18 protein-coding genes are annotated in these 19039 nt (G+C 67.4%); 8 read left to right on the top strand and 10 right to left on the bottom strand.

Annotation, left to right across the window (positions count from 1 at the left end; translation table 11 throughout):
* Nucleotides 1–3: 3 nt before the first annotated feature.
* Complete coding sequence (gene pstB, locus JNUCC0626_RS35310; protein ID WP_394615060.1) at nt 4–780, top strand: phosphate ABC transporter ATP-binding protein PstB; 777 nt, start codon at nt 4–6, stop codon at nt 778–780.
* A 28-nt stretch (nt 781–808) separates the two neighbouring features.
* A complete protein-coding gene (locus JNUCC0626_RS35315; protein ID WP_394615061.1) occupies nt 809–1969 on the top strand; it encodes a hypothetical protein in 1161 nt (386 codons plus the stop codon).
* Between the two features lie 9 nt (nt 1970–1978).
* On the opposite strand, the gene phoU is transcribed toward JNUCC0626_RS35315, so the two are convergent.
* From phoU to JNUCC0626_RS35345, 6 genes are all read right to left on the bottom strand, one after another.
* Nucleotides 1979–2644, bottom strand: a complete 666-nt coding sequence (gene phoU / locus JNUCC0626_RS35320; RefSeq protein ID WP_394615062.1) for a phosphate signaling complex protein PhoU — start codon at nt 2642–2644, stop codon at nt 1979–1981.
* Between the two features lie 72 nt (nt 2645–2716).
* On the bottom strand, nt 2717–5191 hold the full coding sequence (locus JNUCC0626_RS35325; RefSeq protein ID WP_394615063.1) for an LCP family protein: 2475 nt from the start codon (nt 5189–5191) through the stop codon (nt 2717–2719).
* Nucleotides 5192–6200: 1009 nt separating this feature from the next.
* Nucleotides 6201–7046, bottom strand: a complete 846-nt coding sequence (locus JNUCC0626_RS35330; RefSeq protein WP_394615064.1) for a GGDEF domain-containing protein — start codon at nt 7044–7046, stop codon at nt 6201–6203.
* Between the two features lie 141 nt (nt 7047–7187).
* Entirely contained in the window at nt 7188–7604 is a 417-nt protein-coding gene (locus JNUCC0626_RS35335) for a hypothetical protein (protein ID WP_394615065.1), read from the bottom strand.
* Nucleotides 7605–7632: 28 nt separating this feature from the next.
* The gene (dusB, locus tag JNUCC0626_RS35340) at nt 7633–8757 is read right to left on the bottom strand and encodes a tRNA dihydrouridine synthase DusB (RefSeq protein WP_394615066.1); all 1125 of its coding nucleotides are present in this window, start codon (nt 8755–8757) and stop codon (nt 7633–7635) included.
* 10 nt (nt 8758–8767) lie between these two features.
* Complete coding sequence (locus JNUCC0626_RS35345) at nt 8768–9532, bottom strand: macro domain-containing protein (protein WP_394615067.1); 765 nt, start codon at nt 9530–9532, stop codon at nt 8768–8770.
* 123 nt (nt 9533–9655) lie between these two features.
* On the opposite strand from JNUCC0626_RS35345, the gene JNUCC0626_RS35350 reads away from it, so the two are divergent.
* On the top strand, nt 9656–10336 hold the full coding sequence (locus JNUCC0626_RS35350) for a DUF4241 domain-containing protein (RefSeq protein WP_394615068.1): 681 nt from the start codon (nt 9656–9658) through the stop codon (nt 10334–10336).
* Here JNUCC0626_RS35350 and JNUCC0626_RS35355 read toward each other — a convergent pair.
* Nucleotides 10333–10896: a superoxide dismutase gene (locus JNUCC0626_RS35355; RefSeq protein WP_394615069.1), complete on the bottom strand. Its 564-nt coding sequence runs from the start codon at nt 10894–10896 to the stop codon at nt 10333–10335. The two genes, JNUCC0626_RS35350 and JNUCC0626_RS35355, sit on opposite strands and share 4 nt — an antisense overlap.
* Before the next feature lie 90 nt (nt 10897–10986).
* Here JNUCC0626_RS35355 and JNUCC0626_RS35360 point away from each other — a divergent pair, with 90 nt between their 5' ends.
* Nucleotides 10987–11463: a DUF6328 family protein gene (locus JNUCC0626_RS35360; RefSeq protein ID WP_394615070.1), complete on the top strand. Its 477-nt coding sequence runs from the start codon at nt 10987–10989 to the stop codon at nt 11461–11463.
* Here JNUCC0626_RS35360 and JNUCC0626_RS35365 read toward each other — a convergent pair.
* Nucleotides 11428–12123: a hypothetical protein gene (locus tag JNUCC0626_RS35365; protein ID WP_394615071.1), complete on the bottom strand. Its 696-nt coding sequence runs from the start codon at nt 12121–12123 to the stop codon at nt 11428–11430. The two genes, JNUCC0626_RS35360 and JNUCC0626_RS35365, sit on opposite strands and share 36 nt — an antisense overlap.
* A gap of 160 nt (nt 12124–12283) precedes the next feature.
* Here JNUCC0626_RS35365 and JNUCC0626_RS35370 point away from each other — a divergent pair, with 160 nt between their 5' ends.
* Entirely contained in the window at nt 12284–13243 is a 960-nt protein-coding gene (locus JNUCC0626_RS35370) for an NAD(P)-dependent alcohol dehydrogenase (RefSeq protein ID WP_394615072.1), read from the top strand.
* On the opposite strand, the gene JNUCC0626_RS35375 is transcribed toward JNUCC0626_RS35370, so the two are convergent.
* On the bottom strand, nt 13210–13824 hold the full coding sequence (locus JNUCC0626_RS35375; RefSeq protein ID WP_394615073.1) for a serine hydrolase: 615 nt from the start codon (nt 13822–13824) through the stop codon (nt 13210–13212). The two genes, JNUCC0626_RS35370 and JNUCC0626_RS35375, sit on opposite strands and share 34 nt — an antisense overlap.
* Before the next feature lie 192 nt (nt 13825–14016).
* Here JNUCC0626_RS35375 and JNUCC0626_RS35380 point away from each other — a divergent pair, with 192 nt between their 5' ends.
* Nucleotides 14017–15462 carry an MDR family MFS transporter gene (locus JNUCC0626_RS35380; RefSeq protein ID WP_394615074.1) on the top strand — a complete coding sequence of 482 codons (1446 nt, stop codon included), beginning with the start codon at nt 14017–14019 and terminating at the stop codon, nt 15460–15462.
* 414 nt (nt 15463–15876) lie between these two features.
* Here JNUCC0626_RS35380 and JNUCC0626_RS35385 read toward each other — a convergent pair whose 3' ends face one another.
* Complete coding sequence (locus JNUCC0626_RS35385) at nt 15877–16608, bottom strand: hypothetical protein (RefSeq protein WP_394615075.1); 732 nt, start codon at nt 16606–16608, stop codon at nt 15877–15879.
* Between the two features lie 157 nt (nt 16609–16765).
* On the opposite strand from JNUCC0626_RS35385, the gene JNUCC0626_RS35390 reads away from it, so the two are divergent.
* Both JNUCC0626_RS35390 and JNUCC0626_RS35395 read left to right on the top strand, forming a co-directional pair.
* Entirely contained in the window at nt 16766–16897 is a 132-nt protein-coding gene (locus JNUCC0626_RS35390; RefSeq protein ID WP_394615076.1) for a hypothetical protein, read from the top strand.
* 704 nt (nt 16898–17601) lie between these two features.
* Nucleotides 17602–19032, top strand: a complete 1431-nt coding sequence (locus JNUCC0626_RS35395; RefSeq protein ID WP_394615077.1) for a PIN domain-containing protein — start codon at nt 17602–17604, stop codon at nt 19030–19032.
* Nucleotides 19033–19039: the final 7 nt, after the last annotated feature.

Below are 19039 nucleotides of genomic sequence, written 5' to 3' on the forward strand. Positions count from 1 at the left end.
GACATGGCCAAGCGACTCGACATCAAGGACCTGAACCTCTTCTACGGCAAGTTCCACGCCGTAGAGAACGTCTCGCTCGCGGTGCCGCCGAAGAACGTCACGGCGTTCATCGGCCCCTCGGGTTGCGGCAAGTCGACCGTGCTGCGTTCGCTGAACCGCATGCACGAGGTCGCGCCCGGCGCCCGCGTCGAGGGCAAGGTGCTGCTGGACGGCGAGGACATCTACACGTCCACTGTGGACCCGGTCGAGGTGCGCCGCACCATCGGCATGGTCTTCCAGCGCCCCAACCCGTTCCCCACGATGTCCATTCGCGACAACGTGGTGGCGGGCCTGAAGCTCGCGGGCCTGAAGGACAAGAAGAAGCTCGACGAGGTGGCGGAGCGCTCGTTGCGCGGCGCCAACCTCTGGAACGAGGTCAAGGACCGGCTCGAGAAGCCGGGCGGTGGCCTCTCCGGTGGTCAGCAGCAGCGTCTGTGTATCGCGCGTGCCATCGCGGTGCAGCCGGACGTCCTGCTGATGGACGAGCCCTGCTCGGCCCTGGACCCGATCTCCACGCTGGCGATCGAGGACCTGATCACGGAGCTGAAGAAGGAGTACACGATCGTCATCGTGACTCACAACATGCAGCAGGCCGCGCGTGTGTCGGACCAGACCGCGTTCTTCAACCTGCTGGGTGTCGGTCAGCCCGGACAGCTGATCGAGGTGGACGACACGGAGAAGATCTTCTCCAACCCGAGCCAGAAGGCCACCGAGGACTACATCTCCGGCCGGTTCGGCTAAACACGCGCGGTGGACTAAATTGCTGCGGGTGAGCCCGCAAAGCAAGTCGCGCAAGAAGAAGCAAGGCAAGGCACCCGGCCGTCGGCCCGAGCAGCAGTCCCCGTACGGGGCGCTCCTCGAGTCGGCGGCCGCTGTGCGTTCCGAGTCCTGGCTGCTCGCGGACGCCTGGGCGAGCGAGCTGTACGCCACCCTCTGGCTCGCGGGCGCGGGCCACGAGCCGATGGTCGACGCGCTGCGGGCGATGGACGACCCGGCGGCGCTCACCGCACTGCGCGCGCTCGCGGGCGTGGGCTCCGCCGAACACCGCGCCGAGGCCTTCGCCGCCGCGGAAACCGTTGCCGGGCGCGGAGTCGCCGAGCCGTCCTGGTACGTGCCGGGCGTCGTGCCGGACTTCCGCGACGCGTTCCTCGTCACGAACCTGCTGGGGGACGTGGAGGTCATCGCGATCACCCAGGAGCGCGCGGGCGTCGGCGAGACCGTGCTGTTCATGCGCCAGCCGGTGCTCGGGGCCACCGCGATCGAACTCTTCTCCACGCCGGACGAGGGCACCGTGGCGTTGCTGGAGGACATGATCGCCTCCACGCCTGAGGCGTTCCGCAACGAGATCACGCCGCTCAGCGCGACCGACGTCTACGACCGCGTGTGGCCGGACGTCGAGCAGTTCTGGGAGGACGGCCCGGACGAGGAGGCCGAGGAAGGCCTCATGGGCGACGAGGACGTGCGGCACCCCGTGCAGCTCATCGCCCTCGCCGACGCGCGGGTGAGCGCGCTGGTGCCCAGCGAGTACGCGATTCCCGTCATCGGTCCGGAAAGGACGGACGAGGTCGTGTCCGCGTTCCTGGCTTCAGAGCACGGAATCGAGGACGTCGAGGCGGCGCGGGCGTTCGCGCGGGTCGTCGTTTCCGCTGCGGTGGACCAGAACCGGGATCCCGTCGTCTACGGGCCGGCGTCGCTGACCGCCGTGCTGATCCTCAACGTGGCCGCGAAGCTGCACGTGTCCGAGGCGGACCTGGCGCTGATGCCCCAGCTCGTGCGGGCGTGGGCGTACTTCACCGTCGACGTGCGGGACCTGCCGCGCGACGAGGCGCGGGCGGAGTGGGACGAAGAACTGCCCACCGTGCTCGCCGAGTTCTCCGAGGCTTACGCCGATCCGGAGCTGGTCGCCGAACGCGATGGGCAGTTTCGCTAGTACTTGGAATTAGAGGTTGTCGTCGTTGCCGTAGCCGGGCATCCGGCCGGTGACGACGAACACCGTGCGCTTGGCGACCGACACGGCGTGGTCGCCGTAGCGCTCGTAGAAGCGGCCGAGCAGCGTCACGTCGACGGCCGCCGCGACACCGTGCTGCCACTCCTTGTCCATGATCACGGAGAACAGGTGGCGGTGGATGTCGTCCATCGCGTCGTCCTCGTCCTCGAGGTTGCGCGCGCGGTCGACGTCCTTGTCGCGGATGATCTCCGCGGCCTCGCTCGCGAGCTTGACCGCGATGCGGCCCATCTCCTCGAAGTACGGCTTCACGTCGTCGGGCAGCGCCGACGCCGGGTGCCGGCGCCGCGCGGCCTTCGCCACGTGCAGGGCCAGGTCGCCCATGCGCTCGACGCTTTCCGCGGCGTGGATCACCGCGAGCACGGTGCGCAGGTCGGTCGCGACCGGTGCCTGGAGTGCGAGCAGTGCGTACGACTGCTCCTCGATGCTGGAGCGGACGTCGTCGACCTTCTGGTCGCCGCTGATCACCTGCTCCGCCAGGCCGAGATCGGCCTGCAGCAGTGCCGCAGTCGCGTTCTGCATCGCCTCGGCGACCATGCCGGTCATGTCGGCCAGTCGTTCGGCGAGCTCTTCTAGAGAGTCGTGGTAGGCCTCGCGCATGGCGCTCAGCCTACGTCCCGACCATCGCGGCAGCGACATGCCAGCATGAACCGCAGGTGAACCCCAGGCGAATCACTTCGCCGCGCAGGGGTCCTGTGCCGCGTTCACAATGGACAGATCACTGCCTGTCTGACCTTGGGCTTGTCCCTGCGGAGTGCCCTGGTTACCCGGCTTGGGTGGCCCGATCTTCTCGTCGAAGTTGGCCCCGATCACCAGCTGGACCGCGCCGCCCATCTCGGGCGCCTCGACCAGTTCCGCGATGGGCACGGAGGCCTTGAGCGTCGCCGCCTTGTTCTCGTTGCCCTTCGAGTACCTGATGATCGTCTTCGGTGCCTGCTCCGGTGCGTTGCCCTGGCGGACGACCTTGAAACCCTGCTGTTGCAGGGCGTTCGAGGTGCTGGCGGCCGCGCCGCCGTTGCTCGAGTCGCCGTTGAGCACCTGGATGCTGACCTCCTTCGGGTCCACCACGGTGCCGGGCTGCTGCGCGGGAGGAGCGTTGTTCTCCCCGGGCTTCGGTTCGGCCGCCTTCTCCTGCGGCAGCGGCGTTCCGTCGATGATCGTCTGGAACAACGTCTTGATGTCGTCCATCTGGAGGCGCTCGATGTTGTCGTCGTTCGACTTCGTCGGGCCCTCGTCGGTCCAGTGCGGCATCGTCACGAACGACACGCGGCCGGCGTCGAGGCTCTGCAACGAGTTCGCGAGTTCCAGCAGTGAAGCGACGTCGATGTTGTCGCCGACCGTGGACTTCGTGAGCGCGTTGATGAAGTTGTTGAGCTTCGTCGGGCTCAGCAGCACCTCGTTCGACAACGCCTGACGCAGCATCGCCGACAGGAAACCCTGCTGTCGCTTGATCCGGTCGAAGTCCGTGCCGCCGTCGCCCTTGGCCTGCACCTTGCGGGCCCGCACGTAGGACAACGCCTGGTCGCCCTTGAGCGTGTACTTGCCCGCCTTGTCCAGCACGACACCGAGTTCGTCGTCGATGATCGGCGTGGGCGAACAGATCTCCACGCCGCCGATCGCCGTCGACATCTCGCGGAAGCCCACGAAGTCGATGCTGACGAAGTGGTTGATCTTGAGGCCGGTCAGCTGCGTCATCATGTTCGCGACGCACTCGGGACCACCGTCGTTGTAGACGGAGTTCGCCATGACGTCCTTCGCCGGGTCCAACGGGCCCGCGTACTGCGCGTTGTCCGGGTTGTACTGACGGCACGCGGGCCGATCGACCCGCACGTCGCGCGGCAACGACACGATGACCATGCGCTTACGGTCCTTGGGGATGTGCGCGAGCATGATCACGTCCGACCGCGCGCCACCCTCCTGGGCCTGGGTGCCGACGTTGTCGCCCGCCTTCGCACCGGCCCGCGTGTCCGAGCCGACCAGCAGGAAGTTCTCGTCACCGAGCTGCTTCTCCGCCTGCTGCACGGCCTGCGAGTTGCCGCCGAGCGCGTCGATCCGCTGGATCTTGGAGTCGGCCCACTTCATCGCGGCCCAGCCCACGCCCGTCGACGCGAACACCACGGCGGCGGCGGCGATCGCGCCGATCCGCGCGGTGCGCATCATCTTGCGCTGCTGGGGAGTGCGCCCGGTCGCCCGCGGCGCGCCCTCCGTCTCACCGACGGCGACCGGCTCGGCGAACTGAGTCGCCTCGTCGACCTCCAGGCCGTCTTCGTCTTCCTTGACCCACGGCATGAGCTTCGCGCGTCGTTCCTTGCGCTGGCGCTCCTGCTCGAGCAGTTCGTCGTGCACCGCGGAGAACCGCGCGAGGGTGTGGTCCACCTCGCGGCGCTTCTTCACGTCGTCGCCGATGGCCTCCATCTCGGTGGTGAGGCTCAGCGGGTCCATGTCTTCGCGCTTCTCGACCTTGGCCACACCGGCGGCCGAGGTGATCTGCGTGGCCTCGGGACCGGGTGCGTCGGCCTGCGGCTCGTCGGCGGGGTCCGCCGCGCCGAGCCGGTTGGCGAGAGCACCACCGGGTGCCGGGCGAGGTCCGCTGGACTCCGCCCGCGGGGGCATCGGCCGGGGACCGCTCGACTCCGCGCGCGACGGCATCGGCTGCCTGCCCGTCACGTCTCCGTTCGGAGGCATGGGGCGACGGCCCGTTTCCGGCCCCTCGCCTGGGGCGGGCGGGCGCGGAATGCTGGTCGAAGACGGTGCGTCGCCTGGCAGGAGGCGGCGAGGTGCACCGGCTGCGGGGCCTTCCGGCGTCCCTCCCGGCGCGGGGGGACGCTGGAGGCCGCCGGGGGCGTTCTGCTCACCGGGTGCGGGCGGGCGCTTGAGGCCGTTGGGGCCCTGGGCGTCGCTCGGCACGGGTGGACGCGGGATGCCGTTCTGGGACGGCGCGTCGCCCGGAGCGATCCGGCGCGGCGGAGGCCCGTCGGGCCTGCGCACGGTGCCGGTCGGCATGCCCGCCTCCGGCACGCCGTTCGGCGCGGGACGGCGCGGGATGCCGTTCGACGACGGCGCGTCGCCAGGGGGCATCCGCCGCGGGTCGCCGGGAGCCGGCGGGCGCGGGATGCCGTTCTGGGACGGAGCGTCGGCGGGAGGCATTCGCCGCGGCGGAGCACCATTTTGGGGAGCACCGTTTTGCGCGGCGTTCTGGGGCGCACCGTTCGGCGGAGCGCTCTTCGGCTGAACACCGTTCGGGGGAGCCCCGTTCGGCGGCAGCGGGCGGCGTTGCATGCCCGTCGCGTCCGGCCGCGGCCGTGGCCCGGTCTGCTCACCGGGAACGCGATAAGCACCGCTTTGTTCCGGATTGACCCGATAGGCGCCGCTTTGTTCCGGATTGACCCGATAGGCGCCGCTTTGTTCCGGGTTCTGTGCCGGATTCTGCGCGGGCCTCGGCCGCGGACCCGTCTGATCAGGCCTCGGACGGGACTGCTGCGCGCCGTTCGGCTGCGGCGCACCGTTCGGCTCCGCGGGCGCGTCGGCCCTGCGTCGCCTGCCGGTCTGCTCGCCGGTGAAGTTCTGCGGTCCCGGCTGTTCAGGACGCGGGCGCGTACCCGTCTGCTCACCTGGCCGGTGAGCCGCGGGTGGCTGCTGCCGCGGCGCCTGAGGCTGCTGGACCTGCGGTTGTGGTGCCTGTGGCTGCTGCGCCGGCGGGTCGGGCAGGGCGCGCCTGCCGGTCGTCGCGGGCGGTTCCGGCAGGGCACGCCTGCCTGTCGTGGGTTCGGGCGAGCCTGGCGGGACGGGTCGGGGGATGTTCGTCCTGCTGTGCTGCTCGATGAGGTCCGAGACGCTCAGGCCCCCAGAGCCATCCATCGAGCGACGTCTACGGCCGGTCGGCTGGTCGTGCTGGGGATCCTGATCACCGCGGGAAGAGGGGCCGCCACGTCGGGGGTCGTCGGGCACCCAATCTCCCTTCTGGGTCAGAAGCAAAAGCGGTTCGTCATTACGAAGTGACGACGACCGGGACACAAGGGTTGCATCACCGGCGTGTCAGTTGCGCCCGCGATACTACGGATGTAGCCGAGTTCTGACGACCACTCCGGGTGATACGACTGCGATCTGTACGCGATTACGCGCAGTCCGCTTGCCCTGAACGGGTGAGCCAGGTCACTCAGTAGTAACCGAGAACACGTGTTTCAGCGATCGCGCGCCTGCCAGAAGCAGCACCCGCGAGGCGAACCCGTCCATCGGCACGGTACGCCACCGCGTTGCGTCCGGACTGCTTGGCCGTGTACAGGAGGCTGTCGGCGCGCAGCAGTTGTTGTTCGGCGCTCACGGCGGGCCGCTCCGGCGCCTCGTGCGCGGGCGGCTCGTAGGCGAGGCCCGCGCTGACGGTCACGCGCAGCCCCGGAGCGACGTCCTGCCACGCGTGACGCTCGACACGTTCGCGGGCGGCCTCGACGATCTCCACGGAGCTGGAGGCGTCCACGCGGGGCAGCACGAGCACGAACTCCTCGCCGCCGTAGCGGGCGCAGAAGGCGCCCTCCGGCAGGCCCTGCTGGAGCAGTTCCACCACGCGTTGCAGCACGCGGTCACCCAGGAGGTGGCCGAAGGTGTCGTTGACCTGCTTGAACCAGTCGAGGTCGATCAGGGCGATGGCGAGCCCGTGCCGGCACGCTCCGTGTTCGGCCAGCAGGTCCATCAGCCGTTGGTCGAGGTAACGGCGGTTGTAGGAGTCGGTGAGGCTGTCGCGCAGGCTCTGCTCGCGTGCCTCGGCGTGCTCCCGGCGCAGCAACTCGACCTCGCGGCGCAGCTGTTCCGGGACGTGCGGCTCCTCAGCCTGGTCCGCGTGGACGAGGTCGAGCGCGGAACGCAGGTGCTGGTACGCCTGGCGCCACTGACCGCGGGAGGCGAGCAACGTCGCGATGGACTCGTGCACGCCCACCAGGCCGGAACCCTGCGCGTCGACGCTGACGTCGGGCTGGGTCGGGGCGGTTTCTGGCTGAAGCGCGGTCATCGCGGTCACCTCCTTACCTGCCAGGTGTCGTCTCCTGAGAGGCGGCGCTTGAGCTAGAAGGACGCGTGGGGGCCTGATTTCCCCCGTCCGGTTGACCGTCAGCTGCTCCGATCCAGTGAGCTTGGAAGATCAACAACCCGTTCAGCCACCGAGGCAGGGCGCGAACCCGTACACCTCGTCGTCGAGCAGCACCACGTGCATCGATCCGATCTGGCTGCCGATGGTCTGGTCCTCGCGGCGCAGGGTGATCGTGACGGCGACGATGTAGACGTCCCCGCGTGGATGAGCCTTCTCGCCGGGAGGCGCCCAGTCGGCGTCCGCGCGCAGCGTCGTCCACGTCGGGTCGACCTCGATCGTGGCGCCGCGCAGGTCGCAGGTCTTCTTCCGGAAGTCCGGGTGCTGCGTCTGCTTGAGCAGGTCAGCCTGCTTGGACGCGCTCTCCGTGCCCGCCTTGTTGAGGCGCGCGTAGTAGTCCTTGAACTTGGCGCGGTGATCTTCGGTGAGCTGGACCGGCCGGGCCGTGCCCGCGACCGGACCACCGCAGCCCGTGAGGAGCACGAGCGCGGTTAACAGGACCGCGATCCGCTCAGCCACCGGAATGCATCACGTCCGCACCGGACGGCACCGTGGCGTCCTCGGGGTCGTCCAGCCAGCCCTCCGGCAGCACGACCTTCGCCGACGATCCCTGCCTGCCGCGCGGCCCCTCGGCGTTCGCCGGGAACGGCACGTCCCCGTCGAGCGTGCCGATGAGGTCGTCCAGCTCCTGCAGGCTCGACACCATCGCGAACGCCCGCCGCGTGTCGCCGCCGACCGGGAACCCGTGCCAGTACCAGGCCATGTGCTTGCGCAGGTCCCGCAGACCCTTGTGCTCGCCGTCGTGCGCCGCGAGCAACCGCGCGTGCGTCCTGAGCACCTCGGCGACCTCGCCGAGCGACGGTCCCTCCGGGACGGGCTCGCCGCGGAACGCCGCCTGCAGGTCCCGGAAGAGCCACGGCCTGCCGAGACACCCGCGCCCGACGACCACGCCGTCGCACCCGGTCCGCGCGACCATGTCGAGCGCGTCCTGGGCGCTGAAGATGTCGCCGTTGCCCAGCACCGGAACGCTCGTGACGGCTTCCTTGAGCCGGGCGATGGCCGTCCAGTCGGCCTTGCCGGAGTACCGCTGCGACGCCGTGCGCGCGTGCAGGGCCACCGCCTGCGCACCCTCGTCCGCGGCGATGCGCCCGGCGTCGAGGTAGGTCAGGTGCTCGTCGTCGATGCCGATGCGGAACTTGACGGTGACCGGCATGTCCCCGGCGTTGCGCACCGCGGACCGCACGATCTGCCGGAACAGCTCGCGCTTGTACGGCAGCGCCGCCCCACCGCCCTTGCGGGTGACCTTGGGGACGGGACAGCCGAAGTTCATGTCCATGTGGTCGGCGAGGTTCTCGTCCACGATCATCTTCGTGGCCTCGCCGACGTTCTTCGGGTCCACGCCGTAGAGCTGCATGGACCGCGGGCTCTCGCCCTCGTCGAACGTGATCATGTGCATGGTCATGGGATCGCGCTCGACCAGGGCACGCGCAGTGATCATCTCGCAGACGTAGAGCCCGGCCCCGTACTGACGGCACAGCTGCCGGAACGCCACGTTCGTGATGCCGGCCATGGGGGCCAGCACGACGGGCGGGTCGACGGCGAACGGGCCGATCTTCAGCGTGGAGGGAACGGACACGCCCTTCAGGTTACGGCACTGACCTGCCGTGATCTTCACCGAGAGTGACCGCGATCGCGTCGTGCAGGGCAACCTGGCTGCGACGTTGGTCACGTCGGCTCTCGCCCCACCGGTGCTGACGCGGGCACTGCCACCGCGGTTCGGTCCCGTCCTCGGGGAGCAGACAGCCGCCCAGCGCCACCGAACCCGCGTCCGCCGCCTGCCGCGCCTCCTCGACCGGACGCCCGAAGAGCAGCGGGATCGCCTTCTCCCCGCAGGTCGGGCACCACTCCTCGACGGGCTCGGCCAGTGCGTCGCGGAGCAACGCGTGGGTCTGCTCGTCGAACGCCACCAGCCGGATCTCGTCGATGATCGGCAACGACCGGACGGTCATCGCGGCGATGTGCGCGGCCCGTTCGGCGGGGAAGCCGTAGATCCCGGTCGCGATGGCCGGGAACGCGATGCTGCCCGCCTCCAGCTCCTCGGCCAGCAGGAGCGACTCGACGTAACAGCTCACCAGCACGTCGTCCTCGCCCTGCTCGCCGTCCTCCCACACCGGCCCGACCGTGTGGATCACGTGCCTGACCGGCGCGAGGTCGAACGCGGGTGTCGCCACCGCCCGGCCCGGCAGGCACGGAGCCAGCCGCGCGCCCGCCTCCGCGAGCTCGGGCCCCGCCGCGCGGTGGATCGCCCCGTCCACCCCGCCGCCGCCGAGCAACGACTCGTTCGCCGCGGTGACGATGATGTCGACTTGCTGTCGAGTGATGTCGCCGAGCACCGCCGCGATCGTCCCCATGCTGACCAGCATTGCAGCGGATTCGTTGCGGCAACTGGGGTCTTCACTCACGGCGAACACCCCCGGTGCCCCGATCGGGTGTCAGGGGCGTCTGCCAACATGCCTGTGGAGGTGGCCTAGCTCATGGGGGCGGTTGCACTGATCAGGTCCGGGTTCGAGCGGTTGTTCGTCGACGGTCCCGTGGGCTCGTCGACCGGCGGCGGCGAACAGCAGGTCATCACCGTCGAGCAGGTGGGCGAGCTGGCCCTGCCGACGGGCAGACTCGTGGCGGCCGACCCGTTCGTCGTGTGGCCGGAGGACGCCGAGCCGTTCACCGACGAGGTCGAGCCCGGCACCTACCCGGTGTCGGTCTCGCTGGTCTCGTACGTCGACGGCGACGGTGTTCCGGACGAGCGGCAGGGGTACCGCGTCGCGGCCGCCAGGGTGGTGATCCGCGACGAGCCCGCGTACTCGTGGCGGCCCGCGGTGACGGCCGGTGAGCACGTGCCGATGCTGCCGGTGATGCCCGAGTTCGGGTACGACGTGAAGTCGAGCACCGGGGCGTTCTTCGACGTCGTCACCGCCACGGCGCTGGACCGGCTGGTGAGCGACGACGAGCTGGGCAACTGCGACCTGATCGACGCCCTGGGCGCGGTCGGTGGTGGCCGCGGCCCGGCCAACGTGACCGACGCCCGGTCCGGGTTGAACGTCGTGGCGTTCTCGACCGGGTGGGGCGACGGCGTCTACCCGACGTGGGTCGGCCGCAACACCGCGGGCGACCCCGTCGCGTTCGTGACTGATTTTTTTGTAGTCAACAAGGTCTAGAACGGAACGTTCGCGCACCCGAGTCGTGGCCCGGCGGTGCCTGCCTCGCCCGGCTTGGTGTGCGTGTGTTCGTCGTGCAGCACCACGGACTGAGCGTGGCGTTCGGTGAACTGCCAGTCCACAGTGGATGAACTCTGCGCGAAACCGTTGGCGTCGGTGTGCACGTCGAGCCAGATCTCGTTGCGGGAGTTGGCGTACGCCGGGTCGACGGACGGCTGGACCGGGTCCTCGACGTGCTGGAAGTGGGGCCCGGAGTCGGCCGGGTTCGCCCCGCACGCCTTGACGTGGACGTGCGCGCCGTACGCCCGGTTCGGCAGCAAACCGTTGAGCACCAGCAGGACCGTCGTCCCGCCGTCGATCGTCGGCACCCCGACGACGGTGATCCGCGCGCCGACCGGCACCTTCGCCGGGTCGTGCGTCACCGCCCTCGCTGTCGCGCTGTAGGTCTCGAACTTCGCGGACGTGTGGGCGACGGGCGCGGGTTCGGCGTGCGCGGTTCCGGCGTGCGCGGTTCCGGCGGCCAGGAGCCCGGCGGCGATCACGACTGCAAGCGTCTTCATGGATCTCTTGCTTAGTGGCACCGGCTCCGTCCCGCCATTTCGGTACTCGTACGGGTGTTTCAACGGTCCGGGGCCGGGTACGCGGGTGGGGTGAGCGAAGCCGAGGAATCCGACCAGCGCAGACTCGCCAGGAACCTCAACGAGCTGCTCCAGGAACTCCGCGTGGCGCAGGCCGGCGTGCAGATCCTGTTCGGCTTCCTGCTCTCGATCGCCTTCACCGACAAGTACTCCGCCGTGGGCACGTACGTCCGGGTGACGCACCTGGTCACGGTGCTGTTCGCGGCGATCGCCGTGGCGTTCCTGACCGCCCCCGCCGCGTGGCACCGGGTCCTGTTCCGCCAGGGCCGCCGCGAGGACGTGGTTCGCTCCGGCAACACGTTCACGCTGGTAGGCCTGGCCTGCCTGGCGTTGGCGATGACCGGCACGGTGCTTCTGCTGGCCGAGGTCGTGCTCGGCGGCTGGCCCGCGGTGCTGGTCGGCGTGCTGGCGTTCGCCGTGTTCGCGGGCCTGTGGTTCGTCGTCCCGTTCGCGTCATCCCAGCGTGCTCAGCACCGCGAGGGCCCCTAGCCCGAGCGCCACCGGCACGGCCACGAGCACGTTCTTCCTCGTCGGCCTCGGCTGCTCTTTGAGCGCCTGAACCCCCAGCGGCAGCAACGCGACGCACAACCCGACCGTGCCGACGATCGACAGCACCTCGGTCCCCTTCAACACCCCGAGCGGCAGCAGCCCCATGGTCGCGAGCGCGGTGGCCCGCACCTTGCCCAGCACACCGCCCCGGTACGTGGCGAAGGCCAGCACGAACCACCCGAACATGATCGCGAAGTTCAGGTAGCTGAACAGGTGCAGGTCGCCGTACCCCTGGGCCACGAGCTCGGTGGCCTTCTGCGCTCCCTCATGCCGCGCGGCGCTGAACGCGGCCTGGTCGACCCCGGCGTGGAACGTCCGCCCGAACAACCCGACCGTCACGAGCAGCCCACCCCACGCCGCCCACCGAGGACTCCTCTGCGCAGTCTGGTAGGCGAGGTGGGCGACCGCCACCCACATCACGACGTTCCCGGCGAGAAACGACGTGTAAGCCGCTCGCATCAGCCCAGGATGCTCGACCACGGCGTTGATCTGGTCGGGGAAGAAGAAGTTGAAGGGCGACCGCAACAGCGTGCCCACCAGCAACAGCACCGGCCCGGCGATGAGCGCCGCACCCCTGACCCACCCGTTGGGAAACCTCATGTCCTGGAACGGTGCCAGCGCTCAGCTTCGTTCGGATCGGCCTTCGGTCCGACCTCCGTCTAGGACCAGGGTCCGATACCCCTAGGGCACCACCCTGCTTTGTCCCTGATTCTCCAAAGCGTTGGGACAAAACAGTTCCACCCCTCCTTACCGTTCTCCCATGAGAGCCGCCGTGCACACGAACTTCGGTCCACCCGACGTGGTCCAGGTGGTCGAGAAGCCGGTCCCACCCGTCCGCCCCGGCGACGTCCTGATCAAGGTCCACGCGACGACCGTGACCTCCGCCGAGTGCGCCATGCGCCGAGGAGAACCGTTGTGGGGCAGGGTGATCCTGGGTCTGCGCCGCCCACGCACACGCCTGCGCACCTTGGGCCTGGAGGTGTCCGGCACGGTAGACGAGGTGGGTGCCGACGTGACCGAGTTCAGCCCCGGCGACGAGGTCTTCGGCTTCACCGGATTCTCTGTCGGCGCGCACGCCGACTACGTCCGCCTACCGGCCACCGCCTCGCTGTCTCTGAAGCCTTCGTCCTTGACCTTCGTCGAGGCCGCAGCCGCTGTGGACGGAGCCACCACGGCGTTGTTCTTCCTGCGGGACAAGGCAAAAGTCCGCCCCGGCCAGCACGTCCTGATCAACGGCGCGTCCGGCAGCATCGGCACCTACGCCGTCCAACTGGCCAAGCACTTCGGCGCCACCGTCACCGCCGTCTGCGGCCCGTCGAACGTGGACCTCGTCCGCTCCCTGGGCGCCGATCACGTGATCGACTACACCTGCGGCGACTTCACCTCTGGCGTCGGCAGGTATGACGTCGTCTTCGACACCGTGACCAAGTCTTCTTTCCGCGCCGCCCGAAGGTCGTTGCGTCCCGGTGGCAAGTACCTGCCGACCACCGGCCTCGTGAACAACCTCTGGGCGTTGTGGACGTTGTTGCGCGGCGGCAAGCGCGTGCTGGTCGGCATGTCGGTCAACAAGCGCGCTGCCCTGCCGTTCATCAGCGCTTTGCTGGAGTCGGGCGAGCTCCGCGTGATCGTCGATCGCACCTACCCGCTGGCCGAGATCGTGGCCGCGCACCGGCACGTCGACGCAGGTCACAAGCGCGGCAACGTCGTCGTCACGGTGTGACCCGGTAGCTGTCCGAAGTCGTAGAGCTGGTCGCGGTAGGTGCCGCACATCCTTTGGGCATCAATGGGTTCGGGCTTATCAGGCGGTACCGGGGTGCTTCCTTGCTCATGAAACTCGCTGATGACGTCGTGCGCCAGCAGTTCGCTGTGCACGCTGTTGGTCAGCACCGCCACCGCTCGCTTCTGCTCGACGTCGACGCGGAGGAACGCCTTCTGCCCCTTCGACACCCCGGTGTGCCCGACCCCGACCCGGTACCGCATCCACCCGAGCCCCCAACCGATCGCGCCGTTGCCGAAGTCCGGCACCTTCACGCCCTGGTCGCCGGGGAACGCGGGCGGGTGGTCGCCGACCTGCGCGTCCAGGTCCAGCAGCCCGTCGTCCACGAGGTGCTGCACGAGCGTCGCCGTCCAGACCTTGGTGATCGACTCGACCTTGAACAGCGAGTCGTCCGTGACCTCGACCTGGGTCCGCCCGCTCAGCACACCGGCGGCCTCGCTGGACACGTTTCCGCAGTTCAGCATGGCTACCTGAGCCCCGAGAACCCCGTACTCCTCGATCAACTCGCCCAGCCGCGACCCCATCCCGAAAAAACTACGGCCGCTCATGTCGATTCGTCGTCTGCTCGTTCGACGTACGGGTAGACGGACGAGAAACCTGGATGAGACCAGGCAGCGGATGAGGAACACTCGAGGTACCGATGAGTTCCTTCAACGCCGCTGGTCTTCTCCGGTGTCGCGAAGAACCTGATGCCAGCAACCGAGTGAGGGCCTGACATGCCTGCAGCGATCGAAGAACGACCTACCGCGCAAGCGGGCAAAACACCCCTGGTGGTGCGCCTGCTGGTGCTGGCGACGTTCGTCGTGATCCTCAACGAGACCTTGATGATCAACGCGATCCCGCGCCTCATGGAGACCCTGCACGTGACCGAACAGGCCGCGCAATGGGTCTCGACGGCCTTCATGCTCACCATGGCCGCCGTGATTCCGGTCACCGGCTGGTTCCTCCAGCGCGTCACCACCCGCCAGGGTTACACGATCGCCATGGGCGTCTTCCTGGCCGGCACCGCCCTCTGCGCGGTGGCGCCGACGTTCTCGATCCTCCTGGCAGGCCGCATCATCCAGGCGGCAGGCACCGCCGTCATGATGCCGTTGCTGATGACGACCCTGATGACCGTCGTTCCGGAACAGGACCGCGGCAAGGTGATGGGCAACGTCACCCTCGCCATCTCGGTCGCCCCGGCCCTCGGCCCGGCCATCTCGGGCCTGATCCTCCAGCTCGGCTCGTGGCGCCTGCTCTTCGTCGCCGTCATCCCGATCGCCGGCGCCGTCACGTACTTCGGCCTCCGCCAGCTGGACAACATCGGCGAACCCAAGGTCAACACCCTCGACTGGGCCTCGGCCGCGATGGCCACCCTGGGCTTCGGCGGCCTGGTCTACGGCCTGAGCCTCTTCGGCGAGCGCGAGTCCACCCTGGGCCCGACCATCGGCGTCGTCGTCGCGGGCGCCGCCACCATCGCGTTCTTCGTGCTCCGCCAGCTCAAGCTGCAGCGCAACGGCACCCCGCTGTTGGACCTCCGGACCCTCACCCACCGCACCTTCGCGCTGTCGCTGGCCCTGATGTGCATCGCCTTCCTGTCGTTGATGGGCTCGATGATCCTGCTGACCCTCTACCTCCAGAACCTCCGAGGCCTCACCCCGTTGGAAACGGGCCTGCTGCTGATGCCGGGTGGCCTCGCCATGGGCCTGCTCGGCCCCACCGTCGGCCGCCTCTACGACCGCCTGGGCAGCCGTCGGCTGATCCTGCCGGGCTCCACCGGCATCGTCCTCTCCCTGGCAGGCTTCACCCAGGTCTCGATGTCCATGCCGTACTGGCAGATCCTGGCCCTGCACGCACTCCTGATGATCAGCCTCGCCGCCACCTTCACCCCGATCTTCACCCTGGGCATGGGCGCCCTCCCTCCGGACATGTACCCGCACGGCAGCTCGATCCTGGGCACGCTCCAGCAGGTAGCAGCCGCCGTCGGCACCGCCCTCGTCATCATGGTGATGTCAGCGCGGTCGTCGTCGCTGATGTCCGAGGGCGTGGCGGCTTCGGCGGCGCAGTTGAGCGGCATGAGGTTGGCCTTCGTCGTGACGACCGTGCTGGCGGTGGCGACGATCGCGGTGGCGGCCTTCCTGCCGAACCGCACGAACGCCTCCGGCGACGTGATGGCCCACTAGTCCGCACATAGGTGAGGCCCCGGACATGTCCAGTCCGGGGCCTCGCTTGGCCGCCCAATTGCACACACCAGCGACGTTTAAGAGTCGGATCAGTCCTTAGGTCGCCGCGCTCTTCCGTTGAGCTACGGCCGCAAGGCAGAGCGGCCAGCAGGATTCGAACCTGCACCTCGGCGAGTCTTGTCCGGTCTCGGGTGATCTGGCGTTCGGCGGAAATGCTGAATCTGGAGCGAGAGTCTGAGTTTGATCCCGGCTTGCCTCTGCCGACTTGGGCTATCCCGGCGCGATGGTGCCGGGAGAGGGATTCGAACCCCCACTTGTGACCGAGTGGTTCAGGCTGACGTTTCAGTTTCAGCTTTCACGCTCCTCAGGCGAGGAGCGCAACCCCCGCGCTCCAGCGGGGGAGTCTGATGGACGCTAGCGGAACAGGTAGTCGAAGACCACGCCACCGACACGCTCGTCGGTGATCTCCAGGCTGTTGGCCTCCTCGCGGGCGAACTTCACCGCGTGCTGGAGCTTCTCGACCCGGTCCACCAACTCGTTGACCCGCCGCGCGGGCAACGCACCGGAGAACTTCACCGTGGTCCAGTACCCCACCGGGATGTCCTCGTAGTACACCTCGACCTGAGCCGGGTGCTTCTCCGTCGCCTCGGCCTTGACGTGGTTGCGAGGCACCTTCTTCGTGCGAATGGTCCGCACGTGCTCGGTGCGCCAGTAGTCCGCGGACTCGTCGAAGCTCCAGTCCTCGGCCGCGTCCAGCAAGGGCAGTTTCTTCACGAAGGTGTGCAGATCCGTCAGCTGCTTCTCGAGGAAGAGCAGGTACGACACGGGCACGTCACGCAGCAACGTCTGCCCGTCCACCACGACATCGGCCTTCGCGACGCAGTTGGCCCAGTCCTTGGTCGCCGTGACGTCGAAGAGCCGTGTCATCACCGACGCCGTCTTCCGCAACACGTCCTCGGCCTTGACCTGCACGCGCGTCGACTCGGGCGGCAACACCTCGCCGTCCTCGTCCTTCGGCTGGTACGTCCGGGAGATGCCGGCCAGCAACGCGGGCTTCTGCAGCCCGTGGTGAGCGTCGGTGAGGTCGCGAAGCGTGCCACCCTTGACACTCTTCTCGACCGCGATGATCTGGTTCAGCTTCGTCATTGCCGCACCCCCTTTGGTTCCGCGCACAGTACGCAACACAAAGACGCGCCCGCACGCGAATTCGGCGCACCGGTGAAACTCTTGAAGCGTCGGCGGCGATAGCCGGCAAGCAAAGGGCGCCCACGCCGCCAACCGCCTGCGCCGACCAGCGCTGTGGATGTGGACCGCGATCTACGCGGCGGCTCGGCGGAATCCGCCGTTCTCCTCGGTCGACGAACTGCTCGTCTTCGCCGAACTGGACGTCAGCGCGTGGGACGTGGTCCGCGACCGCGCCGTCGTCTACGCCTGATCACCTGCCGCGAAACACGAAACCCCAGGTCGCTGACCTGGGGTTTCGTCGCGTAGTGGGCCGCCAGGGACTCGAACCCTGAACCCGAAGATTTCCGGAAGTCGATCGGCGTTGTTCGCTGATCTTCGCCGACAGTGCTCGCTACCTGCGCGGATGCGGTCTTGATCTGAGCACTGTGGACAGTCGCTTCTCGACGCTTGCTGTCGTTTTCTGAGGCTAAAGTATGCCGTTGATCTTGGTCCTCTGACCGCTCACACCTCTGCCATCCTCCCGACACTGAGCCTAGAACGCGGCCGGTGGCGTTGGGTCAAGGTACTCGTTCCAGCCTTGACGCGGCGTCGCCGGCCGTTGTCATGCTCGCAACGTCGGGTGGCTCAGCCTGGTGCTCGTTGAGCGTTCAGCGGCGTCGTCCTATCCCTGATTCGGTGGCAAGGCGGCGCAGCCGTCGCGGCAGTCGAGCGCCGTGCCCACCGTCTGCGGTGACCCTGCTGGCGCTCGTAGGGAGCTGCTGGACGGCTCAGCTCTATTGAGGTTCGCCCGCAGGTATGAGGCCGGAGTTGCGGCGCGCAGCGGCGCCCGGCCGACCGGCGCAGCGAAGCGGATGCCGGGAGTGCCGGGATGGATGTTGCTCGCCGGAAGGACCAGGACGCGCCGCCAGCGGCGGCGCCTTGATCCTGTAGAGCAGGTTTCGGCAAGATTGGTCGATGCGAGATGCGTTCTACGGGCACTACCCGCTGACAGAGGATGAAGAGACCGCACTCTGGGCGCAAGCACTGATTGTGCTTGATACCAATGCGTTGTTGAACATGTACCGATACTCCCCTAGAGCTAGGGAAGAGCTTCATGACGCACTCTCGATGGTGAAAGATCGCCTCTGGATGCCACATCAGGTGGGATGCGAGTTCCACTCCAATCGAGTGAAGCGAATACTGGAGCAGTTGAGCATCGAAAAAAGTGTCAGCTCGGCGCTGGATGACATCGAAAACGTGACTAAGAGTAACTTGGGCAAGTTTCGAAAGAACGCCTTTGTATCTACGGATGAATTGTCTTCACTCGTAGTATCGGCAATTGGCGAAGCGCGAAAGAAGCTAGCGTCAGCGCGCGAGGAGCGTGACCAATCGTACGGAATTTCCGTTCGTGAGGACCCGATTTTGACGAGACTTGCAAATCTATACGAAGGGAGAGTTGGGAGCGGCTATTCCGACAGCGAGATGGTGGAGGTGGTGGGGCAGGCTGATGCAAGATATGAGCGTAGCGAGCCTCCTGGCTATAAAGATAAGAGCAAAGAGGGGATGGAGAAATATGGAGACTATCTGATTTGGCGCCAGATTTTGGATTACGCAAGCGCAAATCAGCGAGATGTAATATTTGTGACTGACGACGGAAAGGAGGATTGGTGGCGGATAGTCCGGCATGATTCGGTCGGCAAAGCCATCCTCGGTCCGCGGGTTGAACTTCGGGACGAGTTCCGGATGACGACATCTCGACTCTTCTTTATGTATACACCTGAAGAGTTTTTGAGGCGCTTGCATTCTGTTGTCGAGACTCGGCTATCGTCCGAGGTGGTCGTTGAGGTGAGAGAGGCAAGTCAGGAGTCCAATCGACTAGCGTCTATTCAATTGGAGCGGGCGCGAGCTTTGGAAGAGTTGCGAGATATTGAAAGAAGTATGGACGCTCTTGACGAGCGATTGGCGGAGGCGGACCGTCGTATACTGCGATCCAAAGAGGCTTTCCGTGTGCTGGGTCATGCAGAGGCTGAGTTGGCGACGTGTGCAGATCGACGAGCATCGCTTTCGGCTGACAGGGTGGCGCTGGCTGAACGACTTAATGGCATTAGTGCGGAGCGGGACATAGCTTCCCACGAAAAGGTAGACGACAAAGAGGCTGTTCTGATCTTGAATAGAGAGGAAGAACGAACCCGTAGTCACCTTCGTGTTATTGAATTTAATCTTCAGCGGGTTACGGATGAGGAGCACGCCGCCAGGGCTCGTTACTCTGAGCTTGCTGGAATGTCGTTTGATCATAGCCGAATCGAGCTTCGGGAAGAGGAGGAGCGAGCAAAGCATTTGTCGCGTGAGCGAGAAATGCTGGGCATTCGGTATGAGGAGGCCAGGAATCGTTTTGTTCATCTCTGAAAGTCTG

Source organism: Lentzea sp. JNUCC 0626 (genome assembly GCF_043632865.1).
Classification (GTDB): Bacteria; Actinomycetota; Actinomycetes; order Mycobacteriales; family Pseudonocardiaceae; genus Lentzea.